Origin of the sequence: Lysinibacillus sp. FSL K6-1151 (assembly GCF_038630755.1) — a bacterium.
Classification (GTDB): domain Bacteria; phylum Bacillota; class Bacilli; order Bacillales_A; family Planococcaceae; genus Lysinibacillus; species Lysinibacillus fusiformis_D.
The window spans coordinates 3,638,329-3,651,034 of the sequence record NZ_CP152040.1 but is presented as its reverse complement, the minus strand read 5'-3'; the positions used below and the strand labels follow the sequence as shown (position 1 = coordinate 3,651,034).

Below are 12,706 nucleotides of genomic sequence, written 5' to 3'. Positions count from 1 at the left end.
ATGAAATAATAGTTAATGTACAGTCAGTTCTAAGAAAAGGGCTTCTTTCATGGGCTAATCAGATTTTTCACGCTCAATAAACTTTGCCTCATTTAAAATAGCTAGCTGGTAAATGGCCCTTTTTTCATCGAGACCAAATTGTCCGTTTTCCTCGATAACAAATTGTTCATTGTTTGTTGTTTGAAAGTAATACGTTCCTACAGAGCCTATTTCATATTCGTAGATAACCTCATTTATATCTTGCCATTTATAAATAATTTGTTTGTGATAATGTTGAAAAACGATTTGATCCTTTTGTATGGCGCTATAGCTTAAAAAAGAATAATAACCTAATACGAAGCTGCTTAAGATGATTGCAGAAGAAATGGCGTAAATATATGGATTTCTTTTTAATCCGAGGACAATCAAAGCTAATACTATCAATCCGATGGCTATTAAAAGCATAATAAAGTTGCTAGGAGGTGTAATCAGTACGACATTATCCCTATTAAAATAAAATGTATGCGATATAGTTAAGGGCATAAAAAAGGCAAGAAAAGGAGTTAATATTGCTAACATAAGTGCTGTTGTAAAGTACTTTGCTCGCACTGAGAGTGCATTTAACATAAGGTCTCCTCCTAAATCAAACTTCCTTGTTATTGAAAGTGTAACATATTTACAAATAAGGTATGTATACGCATTTTTATAGTATATAAAGATTGGTCTTAAAATTCTGAATAAAAGCTTCATTCCATTGAAAGCAAGCAGGTATAATAGTTAGATAGAGGTGAAGGTTATGAAAAAAGATCGAGGAAAAATATGGTTGGGTGTATCAGGTGTTACGGTCAATGAGCTTGGACAATGGTTAGTTGTGAAAAAGGCTTATAGCGGCTTGAAAGGACGTTGGTCATTGCCAGCAGGGTTTGTCAACGCAGGTGAAACAGTGGATGAGGCGGTCATTCGTGAAATCAAAGAAGAAACAGGAATTGATTGCAGTGTATCAGGCTTAATTGGATTTAGAACGGGTGTCATCCGTGATGACATTAGTGATAATATGGCGATTTTTTATTGTCATATGCTAGATGAGCAGCAACAGGTATGCATTCAGGAAAAAGAAATACTAGAAGCCAAATGGTTGTATCCTCATGAGCTAGCACAGGATGAAACAACCTCGGTTATGTTAAAAGAAATGGCATCCAATCAATTCGAAAAACATCAATTAGAAGCGATAGAGGGGATTAATCCTGGCGATATTTTTGGTTATACCTCTTATCGACTGTTCTTTAAAAAATGATATGACTTCAGGAGGAAGGCTATGATGGAGTTATTTTTATTTATGCTGGAGCGAGTCGGTTTGATCATTGTGTTTGCCTTTTTAATGTCCAGATGGAGACTTTTTCGAGAGAAGCTGTTTCAGGAGCAAGGAAAGAAGGAGAAAATATGGCTTATCATTATCTTTAGTAGCTTATGTATTATTAGTAGCTATACAGGTATTAAAATTGAAAGCGGTACGATTCATCCTTTAAATCAGATGATACATAGTACGATCAATGCTGAGGAGGCTATTGCTAATACGAGGTTAATCGGCGTAGCCATTGCAGGTATTTTTGGTGGGCCCCTTGTAGGTGTTTGTGTAGGGATTATTGCAGGTGTTCACCGAATTACACTTGGGGGCTTTACAGCGATAGCCTGTGGTGTTTCGACGATTCTTGCTGGCTTTATGACAGGTGGATTAAGCAAACGTTTCAAAATACGTCAAACTTTTTCCTATAAGAAAGCTGTCATTATTGGAATCTGTGCGGAAACGATTCAGATGATTGTCATTTTAGTAGTCGCGAAGCCATTCGAGCAAGCTTTGCAGTTAGTATCGTTAATTGCGCTGCCAATGATTTTGATGAATGCCTTTGGGATATTTTTATTTTTCATGATTATTAAAACATTTATTGATGAGGAAGAACGGACAAAAGCTTTACAAACACATCAAGCTTTTTCGATTGCCCAACAAACGATTGAGCATTTTCGTAAGGGTTTGAATGAAGAATCATGCCAAACGGTTGCTGAAATTATTAAAAGGGAAATAAAAGTGGAGGCGGTCGCTATTACTGATAAAAAGGGCATATTGGCACATGTCGGTGTTGGTGAGGATCATCATTTAATTCATCGTGAAATTATGACAGCTCTAACGAAACGTGTATTAAAGGAAGGCGAAATTTTAATGGCTACTTCGGCAAAGGAGATTCAATGTCCACATGATGGTTGCCCATTAAGCGCTGCCATTGTTCTGCCTTTAATGGTACAGCAGCGCACTGTTGGAAGCTTAAAGCTCTATTTCACGAAAGCAGAATCTTTAACAGGAGTGAAGAAGGAACTTGCGGAGGGCTTAAGTAGACTATTCTCCTCACAGCTCGAATATGCTGAAATTGAACAACAGCGAAAGTTATTAAAAGACGCTGAAATTAAAGCATTACAGGCACAAGTTCATCCTCATTTCTTCTTTAATAGTCTGAACACGATTTCGAGCTTGATCCGAACAGATGCAGATGCGGCAAGAGCACTATTGATCAAACTAAGCACATTTTTTAGAAGCAATTTGCAAGGCGCACGGCAAATGCTCATTCCATTAAAAAATGAAATTGATCATGTTGAGGCTTATTTATCCATTGAGCAAACAAGATTTCCTAATCGTTACGAAGTCGAATTTATGATGGATGAAACACTCTTTGATGTGCAAATTCCTCCATTTACATTACAGCCTCTTGTTGAAAATGCTATTTATCATGCCTTTAAAAACCGCAAGGAAGGCAAGATTTTTGTCAAAGTACAACGAGTGAACGATAAGCTAGTACTAGTAACGGAAGATAATGGCTGTGGTATGAGAAAAGAACAGGTGAAACAGCTCGGTAAACATATTATGCAATCGGAGCAAGGAACAGGAACGGCGTTATGGAATATTTACCAACGCATTCATGAAATTTACGGCACAGAGGCAGATTTTCATATAGCGAGTACATTGGATGTAGGAACGAAAATAATGATTCAACTGCCGCTAAAGGCGACTAGATGGGAGTAGAAAAGATTGAATGTATATATTGTGGATGATGAACCGTTGGCACGCGCTGAGTTGAGGTATTTATTAGAGCAAACAGCGTTAGTAAATGTTTGTGGCGAATCTGAAAATCTAGAGGACTTTTGCAAACAGTATGAACAGATAGATTGTGTATTTTTAGATATTGAGTTAGGAATGAATAATGGACTCGATTTAGCTAAGCAACTACTGTTAGATGCACAAAGACCCGAAATTATTTTTGCTACAGCCTATGATGAATATGCATTACAGGCATTTGAGGTCAGTGCCTTTGATTATATTTTGAAACCATTTGAGGCACAAAGAGTACAAGCTACTGTGGAAAAGCTATTAGCTAAAAAAAGAGCTGCCCAGGTAAAAACAATGGAAGAAATAAAGTTTTCACAGTTGGACAAGCTCGATAAATTAACGGTTTATGTAAACGATCGAATTTTATTAATGAAAATACAGGATATTTTATATTGTACATCTGAGGACAGTAAAACGGTGGTTGTGACAGAGCAAGGGAGATTTTTCGCTTCGGAGTCATTGGCAGCGTTAGAGAAGAAGCTGGCTTTAAAAGGTTTTGTGCGTGTCCATCGTGCGTTCATTGTTAATTTAGAGCATATTGTGGAACTAGAGCCTTGGAGTAGTTCTAAATATAATTTAATATTGCACAACAGACATTCAATTCCGGTTAGTAGGCTGTATATGAAGGATGTACGGAAAATTTTTGACCTATCAAAATAGTTGCATTTCAATAGAAGAATACGACATTTCAACTTTGATTTCTGACATTTCAGTTAATTTTATGAATATGGGGGACATTCCTTTGCTATGATGTGAAAAAAGTAAAAGGGGTGTTTGCATGAATGCGATTACAATTGTGATAGGATCTATTTGTGTTTTGGTGATTAGCTATCGTTTGTATGGCATATTCTTTACAAAAAAGGTACTCAAAATAAAAGATGATACGCCCACGCCAGCGCATGCTTTGGAAGATGGTAAGGACTATGTTCCGACGAATAAATGGGTAACCTTTGGGCATCATTTTGCAGCGATTGCCGCCGCAGGGCCGTTGGTTGGACCGATTTTAGCTGCACAGTTCGGGTATTTACCTGGACTTCTATGGTTATTAATAGGAGCGGTAATTGGTGGGGCTGTCCATGATGCTGTTGTGTTATTTGCTTCCATGCGTCATGGGGGGAAATCCTTATCAGAAGTGATGAAGGAGGAGCTTGGTCCTATTGCTGGCTTCTGTACAGGCCTTGCGATGCTATTTATTATTACGATTACTATGGCAGGTCTTTCAATGGTGGTGTTAGGAGCTTTAGAACGTAATCCATGGGGAACGTTTGCGGTAGGGATTACTATTCCAATCGCGATACTAGTAGGGATTGCTTATCGTAAAACAGGCAATTTAATTTTAACATCCACAGTAGGCTTTATTTTATTGATGATTGGCGTATTTATCGGGCCACTTATTCAAGGTACAGCATTTGGTGAATTTTTAACGTTTGACCGTGATACATTAGCTATTATCTTACCGATTTATGCCTTTTTCGCCGCTGCCTTGCCTGTATGGCTATTACTAGCCCCACGTGATTATTTAAGTAGTTTCATGAAGATTGGTGTATTTATTGCATTAATTATTGGCGTTTTCTTTGTCAATCCTGCTATTCAGTTCCCGCCGTTAACAGAATTTATTCATGGCGGTGGCCCAGTAATTGCAGGTCCTGTATGGCCATTTGTGTCTATTACGATTGCCTGTGGAGCTATTTCAGGCTTCCATGCTTTTGTAGGCTCAGGAACGACGCCTAAAATGATTGATCGTTGGGAAGATATTCGTATTGTTGGCTTTGGCGCAATGTTAGTAGAGTCATTAGTAGGCGTGATGGCCTTGATTGCAGCTACAGCCCTTCATCCAGCAGACTATTTTGCGATTAATTCAGCACCAGCTGTATTTGCCACATTAGGGATGGAGCCTGTTCATTTACAAGCCTTGTCTCAAAGCATTGGCATGGATTTAGAGGGACGAACAGGAGGCGCTGTAACCTTGGCTGTTGGAATGACAGATATCTTTACAGGCATTCCTTGGTTCGCAGAGTTATCTTCTTATTTCTATCAATTTGTAATAATGTTTGAGGCTGTCTTTATTCTAACAGCTATTGACGCAGGAACGAGAGTAGCTCGCTATTTGATTCAAGACTTTGGTGGCAATGTTTATAAACCATTGAAGCGTACCAATTGGGTACCGGGTACAATTTTTGCCAGTGCACTCGCCTGCTTTATGTGGGGCTATTTATTGTATTCGGGGGATATTAGCTCCATTTGGGTATTATTTGGTGTATCCAATCAACTGATGGCAGCTATTGGTTTAGTATGTGGAGTGACGATGGTATTGAAGGTGGCAGATAAGCGAGTTTATGCGTTAACATGCTTTATTCCATTGGCTTATTTATACGTCACTGTCAATGTTGCAGGCTATTGGATGATTAAAAATGTGTATTGGAATCCAGCAGCTGCAGGCTTCAATATGTTAAATGGCATCTTATCCGTTATTATGCTGATGCTCGGTTTATTAATCGTCATCACAGCCTTTAAAAAATGGGCACAGCTTTGGAAATCACCGAAGTTCTTGCTAGCTCAAACAGCTTCATAAAGAAACAGTAAAACTATTGAAGATTAGAAGTCCTATCTTCAATAGTTTTTTGATGATAAAAGCGGGAAAATACTCGCGATGAAGGAAGGAATACTCGCGGAAGACAGGGAAATACTCTCGATAGGAGGAATACTCGCGGAAGACAAAGAAATACTCTCGGTAAGAGAAAGAATACCTGCAAAAAAAACAGGGGAATACCCGCGATAACTGAAAGATTAACTAAATATGTCGAACAAGCGAAAACAAGGATATGTTCATTGAAAGCGTTGTCGTAATCATGTAAACTAATGAGAGGAAAACGGAGGTTATACATACATGGATGGTCCAGTTTCATTAGTACAGTTAATCATTTCAATATTGTTATTTTTCGTCATGTTCTTTGGTATCGGATTTTTGTTAAATATGCTGTTACGTATGACATGGTTAATGTCGATTGTGTATCCAATCGTTGTCATCTTTATTGTAGATGAAGTAAGCTTCTTAGATTATATTTTTAAGCCAGGTTCTGCATTCCCAGCACTAATCGATAAATTACAGGCGCTACAGTTTGTAGATATTGCTATTTTATCAGGTGGTTTTGCGGGTTCCATTGTGGCAGGTATCGTGATGATTTATTTACGAAAAAGTGGATATCGAATGTTCTAACTTGCTGAGTATTCTTCTTTCAATCGAAGGAAGAATACTTTTTTTATACAAAAAAACACAACCTCCCTCTAGAGGATGTGTTTTTATTGCTTATAATATGAAAAACTCGTAGGTTATGATGGCGATAAAAATACCTGTGAGAGCCCCAAAAAATACTTCGCTTCGTTTATGACCTAATAATGTTTTTAATTCCTCCATTTTCTCCTGCCCATCCATCTGAGGCCATTTTTTTAAATCATGGAGCAATGTTTGGAAGTCCTTGCGCAGCTGATTTAATATAGCGGCATGCTGTCCTGCTTGGTAACGAACACCACTGGCATCGTACATCACAATAATGGAAAACATAGCGGCTACTGCAAAAATAGGGGATTCCAACCCCGTCTCATAAGCAATCGAGGTTGCCAGTCCAGTGACTGAGGCAGAGTGAGAGCTAGGCATACCACCCGTCGAGGTAAACAGGCTCCAATTCACTTGTCTAGTCATTAAAAAATGGATGGGGATTTTGACAAACTGTGCAAAGAGAACGGCAAAGAGGGCAATTAGTAATGGGGTATTTTGAAGTAAACTCAATTCATCACAACCTTCGCAAATAATTGCTTTTATTATAACATTCATTATTTTCTAAAAGAAGATACAGGCAAATATTACGTACTTTTCAGAAACTTCGTTATAATAGTATATGGAATGGAGGAATTTACATGCATATTGTAAAAGAAGCAAAAACATTTGAAACGATTTCTACAGAACTATTAGTGGTGGGAGTCACAAAACATCGTGAACAAATGCAGGATTGGACAAGCTTTTCATCTTTTTACGGTGAATCACTTGATACGTGGATTAGTGCTGGGGATGTATCAACAGAATTAAAGAAACTAACGAAATTGCCATTTGTGAAAGACCATGCGAACCTTAAACGTATTTTATTTGTAGGCCTGGACGAGCGTAAAAACTTAACAGAAGGTGATATTCGCGCAGCATTTGGTTTAGTAGGAAAAGAATTAAAAGCTTTAAAGGCAAAAGAGTATTCCATTTGGCTTGAATCATTTACAACAGATTCAATTGCAACTACAGATGTAGCGTTTTTAGCAGGAGAAGGAATTGGACTTGGCTATTATGCTATTCCTCATTACAAAACAACTTCAAACGAAGTAGATAAACGTATTAATGCTGTTCATCTTGTGACAATGTCAGAGGATATAGATGAGGTTGTGGCTAGCTTTGAAGTAGGTGTAATTTATGCGGATGCTGTCAATGAAGCTCGTAGTTTAATTAATCTACCACCAAATCTACTAACAGCAACTGATTTAGCCAATTATGCACAATCACTTGCAGTAGAGTATGATTTTGAAGTAGAGATTTTAGGTAAAGCTCAATTAGAGGAACTAGGTATGGGCGGTATTTTAAGTGTTAACCAAGGCTCATATGAAGAACCACGATTAATTACTTTAAAATATAAAGCGACTGAAGATTTTGAAGATCCAATTGGCCTTGTCGGTAAAGGGGTAACGTATGATACAGGTGGATATTCTTTAAAGCCAAAAGACTCAATGGTCGGTATGAAAGGCGATATGGGCGGCGCAGCAGCTGTGCTTGGAGCGATGAAAATTATCGGTGAATTACGTCCAAATAAAAATGTTGTAGCTGTTATCGGTTCTACAGATAACATGGTATCTGATACAGCATTTAAACCAGATGATGTGATTACTACGTATAGTGGGAAAACGGTTGAAGTCTTAAACACGGATGCAGAAGGACGTTTAGTTCTGGCAGATGCAACTACATATGCTAAACAGCAAGGTGCTACATCACTGATTGATGTTGCTACTTTAACTGGAGGCGTCATTACTGCGCTAGGTATGGATAAAACAGGTGCTCTTGCGAATGATGATGCATTTTTCGCAGCATTTATGGAAGCTGCAAATGAGACAGATGAATTTGTTTGGCGTATGCCTTTAACAGAGAATGATAAAAAACGAATTCGTAAATCAGATGTAGCTGATTTAAACAACTCTCCAGGTCGTGATGGTCATATGATTTTCGGTGGAGGCTTTGTAGGCGAATTTGTTGGCGATACGCCATGGATTCATTTAGATATTGCTGGCACATCTGATGCAGTGGCTATACATGATTTAGGGCCTAAAGGCGGTACTGGGGTTATGGTACGTACGCTTGCGAATTTTGTTCAACGTTTAGGGGAAGAAAAGTAAGAGAGAATGGCAATCAGCGGGAATTTGTTCTCGCTGATTTTTTGTGATTTAAGCACTAATCCCGATAGAATAGGCATTCTACATATGATAGATGTATCTTCCTTCATACGATAGAGTAAAAAGGGAGGTAGCATATGCGCAATTTCGGAGGTTACCCAGGAGGAGGATTTGGAGGCTTTATTTGGCCATTTGGTGCACCGTTTTTCGGTGGTTTTTTAGGAAGTTTCCTTGGCTCTCAATTTAATCAATATCCTTATAATCCATATTATCCAAACTATCGACCATATCAGCCAGGTCCATATTTTCGACCAGGTCCACGGTATCGCAGACCTTGGTAAGCACATAAAACGATCAACCAGTTGCCCTATAATCGGCAACTGGTTTTTGTTGTGCCTTACGAAGTAGCAAATTGGGTGTTGACAGAATATACTAAATTATTTATTATTCTTATTATATTACTAAGAATTAAATAGGTGGCTGACTAGCAAACTAGAGGCTTTTATTGTTCATAGGCATTGTTGTGCCTAAGGATAATATTGGCCTCTTTTATTATCTTGATTCAATAAGTGTTTTTTGAACCACCAGGTACAGAAGACTCCCTCCACTATAAATAGAGGATAGAAGGAGTGAAACGGAATGGGGAAAGTTTATATCGTAGGTGCAGGTCCTGGAGATGTTGACCTCATTACGGTCAAAGGATTACGTTGTATTGAATGTGCTGACATTATTTTATATGACAGACTCATTAATAAAGAGCTATTGGATTATGCCAAGCAAGACGCTAAATTGATTTTTTGTGGGAAATTACCACAACAGCATGCAATGATTCAAGAGCAGATCAACCAGACTCTTGTCAGTTATGCACAGCAAGGGTATGTCGTAACAAGATTAAAAGGAGGAGATCCGTTTGTCTTTGGTAGAGGGGCTGAGGAAGCTGAGGTACTAGCTAAGCATCAGATTCCATTTGAAATTGTACCTGGCATTACTTCAGGTATAGCAGCGCCAGCGTATGCAGGCATTCCTGTTACACATCGGGCATTAGGTTCAAGTTTTGCCATGGTTACGGGGCATATGCAGGATGGGAAAGAAGATGCGATACGTTGGGAAAGTCTTGCGAAGGGAATTGACACGATTGCCATTTATATGGGGGTTGGTAATCTGCCATACATTCGTCAGCAATTACTCAAATATGGCCGTGATGAAAATACGCCTGTGGCTGTTATTCATTGGGGCACATTAGCCACAAAGCAACAAACCGTTACGGGTACTTTAGCTACAATTGAAGAAATTGTGTGTACGGAAACTATTCAAAACCCTAGCATCATATTAGTAGGGAAAGTTGTGACACTAAGAGAAACAATTCAATGGTTTGAGCATAACACGCCACAGCCAGCCCAAATAACGAGGTAAGGATGTGGAATGATGCAAGCAATTTTATATATTGCACACGGCAGCCGAGTCAAGGCAGGCGTAGAGCAGGCCGTAACGTTTCTTCAAGGAGTGCAACAGGAAGTTCATGTATCCATTCAAGAAGTCTGCTTTTTGGAGCTTGCAACACCGACCATTGCTGAAGGAATTGAGAGTTGTATTCGAAAAGGTGCAACAGCGATTGCAGTGATGCCCATTTTACTACTAGCTGCCCAACACGCCAAACAAGATATTCCGAAAGAAGTGGCAAAAGCTCAAAAGCAATATCCATCTGTAAAGTTTACTTATGGTGAGCCTCTTGGAATCCATGAACGATTAATTGACTCATTACAAGCTAGGATAATAGAAAAACAGCAACCTAAGTTTGATGCAAGTGTTTTACTCATAGGGCGTGGGAGTAGTGATCCAGCCGTCAAAAGAGATCTAGCAAAAATTGCAGCAAAGTTACGTACTAAATATCACTATAAAGTTGTTGATACATGCTTTTTATATGGGATGGGACCGACTTTTGAAGACTGGCTCCAACAAGAAAAAGGGAAGCAACGGCAAGTCTTTATTGTACCGTATTTATTATTTACAGGTATTTTAAGGAAAAGTATTGCCAAGCGAATACAGAGTTTTGACAGCCAAGATATCGTGCTTTGTGAAAGCTTAGGCTACGATGACAATGTGAAAAAGGTGTTAGTGGAACGTATTGATGAATTATTACATTTTAAAGAGGAAGGTGTTTCGTAATGGTAGATAAAAGAGCTGAAAACGTAAATCTAGCATTAGAGAATGTCCGCCAAATGTTAAATACTGTGAACCACGGATCAATTACATTAATTGTACAAAATGCTTACGTGGTTCAAATTGAAAAAAAGGAAAAAATCAGGCTTCGATAATCTAAAAAATGAAATGATGATGATTCGTGAGGTGGCAAAGATTGAAATTGCAAGTAATAAACAGTCCATTTAATGAAGAGCAGGTGAAGTTATTAAATGAGCTTCTTCCTAAATTAACAACCGAACAAAAAATTTGGCTTAACGGTTATTTAAGTGCACCACTAGCAATGTTGGAGGCAAGTGAGGAACAGCCAACACCAGCAGCCCAACCCATTACCCAAACAATGACCATTTTATATGGCTCTCAAACAGGCAATAGTCAAGGATTAGCTGAAAAATATGCAGCCGCTTTAAAAGCTCAACATGTAGAGGTTACTATCTCATCATTAGGAAAATTTAAAGCAACTAATTTAAAAAAGATAACAAATCTTTTACTGATTGTTAGTACACATGGGGAAGGTGATCCACCCGATCAAGCGATACAATTCTATGAGTTTTTGCACAGTAAGCGCGCACCTAAGCTAGAGCATCTACAGTATTCGGTCCTTGCTTTAGGGGATAGCTCCTATGAATTTTTCTGTAAAACGGGGAAGGATTTCGATGAGCAATTCGCCAAATTAGGTGCAACAAGAATGGTTCCCCGAACTGATTGTGATGTGGATTATGACGACGCAGCTGCACAGTGGTTCTCAGCAGTTCAACAAAAATTTCTGCAGCAAGCAACTGCTGTAGGGTCTACTTCAACATCAAACGAAGACACGCAACTACTAGAAGAATCTACATATTCAAGAAAAAATCCATTTTACGCTGAAGTACTTGAAAATCTGAATTTAAATGGTCGTGGCTCGAATAAAGAGACACGTCATCTTGAATTATCAATTGAGGGAGCTCATTTTCATTTTGAACCTGGAGATAGCATTGGCATTCTGCCAGAGAATGATGAGCAATTAGTCCATACATTGCTGGCAGCCCTTCAATTCAATCCAGAAACGGAAGTGACTGTTTTTGAGGAAACGGTAGCATTGAAGGATGCGTTACAGAAAAAATTAGAGATTACGGTGTTATCTAGGCCTTTACTCGAAAAAATAGGTGCTTATACAGAGCATCAACAATTTTTAAAGCTATTTGAGGAACCGAATGCTTGGAAGGGCTATGCAAAAGGTAGAGATTTACTTGATGTGGTAAAGGATTTTGCACCATTTACATGGAGTGCTCAGCAATTTGTAGAGATGCTACGTAAAATTCCAGCACGACTTTATTCAATCGCTAGTAGCCAAAAGGCCAATAACGAAGAAGTTCATTTAACCATTGGAAAGGTTAGCTACGAGACAGCTGGCAGAAAACGTTTGGGTGTTTGTTCTGGCAGTGTAGCAGAACGCGTTCAAATTGGTGATACATTACCAATCTATGTTCATAAAAACCCGAACTTCAGATTACCAGAGAATGAAGATACGCCAATTATTATGATTGGAGCAGGTACAGGAGTTGCCCCGTATCGAGCTTTCCTTGAGGAGCGAGAAGAGTTAGGGATTGAGGGGAAGGCGTGGCTTATTTTTGGCGACCAGCATTTTGTTACGGACTTTCTTTATCAAACGGATTGGCAACGTTGGCTTGCATCGGGCACATTAAGCCAAATGCATGTAGCCTTTTCACGAGATACCGACCAAAAAGTATATGTTCAGCATAAATTACAAGAAAATGCGGCGAGCTTTTATGAATGGCTTGAGCAGGGTGCTGTCATTTATGTGTGTGGTGATAAGCAGTCGATGGCAGCTGATGTGGATGCAACCATTCATCACATCATTGAGCAGCAAGGGCAGAAAACACCAGAAGAAGCGAAAATTATTGTGAATGAATTAAAACAGCAGAAACGCTACCAACGTGACGTTTACTAACT

The 12,706-nt window shown here is 38.8% G+C and carries 13 protein-coding genes; 11 read left to right on the top strand and 2 right to left on the bottom strand.

All coding sequences use genetic code 11. The features are described from left to right. Positions 1–54: 54 nt before the first annotated feature. The gene (locus tag MHI04_RS17605; protein WP_342535057.1) at positions 55–606 is read right to left on the bottom strand and encodes a hypothetical protein; all 552 of its coding nucleotides are present in this window, start codon (positions 604–606) and stop codon (positions 55–57) included. Positions 607–775: 169 nt separating this feature from the next. On the opposite strand from MHI04_RS17605, the gene MHI04_RS17600 reads away from it, so the two are divergent. From MHI04_RS17600 to MHI04_RS17580, 5 genes are all read left to right on the top strand, one after another. Continuing rightward, entirely contained in the window at positions 776–1,273 is a 498-nt protein-coding gene (locus MHI04_RS17600) for an NUDIX hydrolase (RefSeq protein WP_058844840.1), read from the top strand. A 24-nt stretch (positions 1,274–1,297) separates the two neighbouring features. Then, complete coding sequence (locus MHI04_RS17595; protein WP_058844841.1) at positions 1,298–3,049, top strand: sensor histidine kinase; 1,752 nt, start codon at positions 1,298–1,300, stop codon at positions 3,047–3,049. 6 nt (positions 3,050–3,055) lie between these two features. Beyond that, positions 3,056–3,793, top strand: coding sequence for a LytTR family DNA-binding domain-containing protein (locus tag MHI04_RS17590; RefSeq protein WP_058844842.1), 738 nt, complete (start codon positions 3,056–3,058; stop codon positions 3,791–3,793). 118 nt (positions 3,794–3,911) lie between these two features. Continuing rightward, positions 3,912–5,705, top strand: a complete 1,794-nt coding sequence (locus MHI04_RS17585; RefSeq protein ID WP_058844843.1) for a carbon starvation protein A — start codon at positions 3,912–3,914, stop codon at positions 5,703–5,705. Positions 5,706–6,020: 315 nt separating this feature from the next. Continuing rightward, on the top strand, positions 6,021–6,350 hold the full coding sequence (locus MHI04_RS17580) for a YuiB family protein (RefSeq protein ID WP_036119784.1): 330 nt from the start codon (positions 6,021–6,023) through the stop codon (positions 6,348–6,350). Positions 6,351–6,440: 90 nt separating this feature from the next. Here the strand turns inward: MHI04_RS17580 and MHI04_RS17575 are convergent, their stop codons facing one another. Continuing rightward, positions 6,441–6,965, bottom strand: a complete 525-nt coding sequence (locus MHI04_RS17575; protein ID WP_058844844.1) for a divergent PAP2 family protein — start codon at positions 6,963–6,965, stop codon at positions 6,441–6,443. Between the two features lie 83 nt (positions 6,966–7,048). Here MHI04_RS17575 and MHI04_RS17570 point away from each other — a divergent pair, with 83 nt between their 5' ends. From MHI04_RS17570 to MHI04_RS17545, 6 genes are all read left to right on the top strand, one after another. Further along, on the top strand, positions 7,049–8,557 hold the full coding sequence (locus tag MHI04_RS17570) for a leucyl aminopeptidase (RefSeq protein WP_036119791.1): 1,509 nt from the start codon (positions 7,049–7,051) through the stop codon (positions 8,555–8,557). A 134-nt stretch (positions 8,558–8,691) separates the two neighbouring features. Next, positions 8,692–8,895 carry a hypothetical protein gene (locus MHI04_RS17565; protein ID WP_036119794.1) on the top strand — a complete coding sequence of 68 codons (204 nt, stop codon included), beginning with the start codon at positions 8,692–8,694 and terminating at the stop codon, positions 8,893–8,895. 298 nt (positions 8,896–9,193) lie between these two features. Further along, positions 9,194–9,967 (top strand): uroporphyrinogen-III C-methyltransferase, encoded by a 774-nt coding sequence (gene cobA / locus MHI04_RS17560; RefSeq protein WP_342535056.1) that lies wholly within the window; start codon positions 9,194–9,196, stop codon positions 9,965–9,967. A 9-nt stretch (positions 9,968–9,976) separates the two neighbouring features. Continuing rightward, on the top strand, positions 9,977–10,720 hold the full coding sequence (locus MHI04_RS17555; protein ID WP_342535055.1) for a sirohydrochlorin chelatase: 744 nt from the start codon (positions 9,977–9,979) through the stop codon (positions 10,718–10,720). Next, complete coding sequence (locus MHI04_RS17550) at positions 10,720–10,869, top strand: YezD family protein (RefSeq protein ID WP_080717104.1); 150 nt, start codon at positions 10,720–10,722, stop codon at positions 10,867–10,869. The genes MHI04_RS17555 and MHI04_RS17550 overlap by 1 nt, the downstream gene beginning before the upstream one ends. Before the next feature lie 41 nt (positions 10,870–10,910). After that, a complete protein-coding gene (locus tag MHI04_RS17545; RefSeq protein ID WP_271910785.1) occupies positions 10,911–12,704 on the top strand; it encodes an assimilatory sulfite reductase (NADPH) flavoprotein subunit in 1,794 nt (597 codons plus the stop codon). The last annotated feature ends 2 nt before the right edge of the window (positions 12,705–12,706 follow it).

What these genes read in the sequence shown, in the direction of transcription:
- MHI04_RS17605 (WP_342535057.1), bottom strand. Translation starts at nt 606, where the DNA reads ATGTTAAATGCACTCTCAGTGCGAGCAAAGTACTTTACAACAGCACTT.
- MHI04_RS17600 (WP_058844840.1), top strand. Translation starts at nt 776, where the DNA reads ATGAAAAAAGATCGAGGAAAAATATGGTTGGGTGTATCAGGTGTTACG.
- MHI04_RS17595 (WP_058844841.1), top strand. Translation starts at nt 1,298, where the DNA reads ATGGAGTTATTTTTATTTATGCTGGAGCGAGTCGGTTTGATCATTGTG.
- MHI04_RS17585 (WP_058844843.1), top strand. Translation starts at nt 3,912, where the DNA reads ATGAATGCGATTACAATTGTGATAGGATCTATTTGTGTTTTGGTGATT.
- MHI04_RS17580 (WP_036119784.1), top strand. Translation starts at nt 6,021, where the DNA reads ATGGATGGTCCAGTTTCATTAGTACAGTTAATCATTTCAATATTGTTA.
- MHI04_RS17575 (WP_058844844.1), bottom strand. Translation starts at nt 6,965, where the DNA reads ATGAATGTTATAATAAAAGCAATTATTTGCGAAGGTTGTGATGAATTG.
- MHI04_RS17570 (WP_036119791.1), top strand. Translation starts at nt 7,049, where the DNA reads ATGCATATTGTAAAAGAAGCAAAAACATTTGAAACGATTTCTACAGAA.
- MHI04_RS17565 (WP_036119794.1), top strand. Translation starts at nt 8,692, where the DNA reads ATGCGCAATTTCGGAGGTTACCCAGGAGGAGGATTTGGAGGCTTTATT.
- cobA (WP_342535056.1), top strand. Translation starts at nt 9,194, where the DNA reads ATGGGGAAAGTTTATATCGTAGGTGCAGGTCCTGGAGATGTTGACCTC.
- MHI04_RS17555 (WP_342535055.1), top strand. Translation starts at nt 9,977, where the DNA reads ATGATGCAAGCAATTTTATATATTGCACACGGCAGCCGAGTCAAGGCA.
- MHI04_RS17550 (WP_080717104.1), top strand. Translation starts at nt 10,720, where the DNA reads ATGGTAGATAAAAGAGCTGAAAACGTAAATCTAGCATTAGAGAATGTC.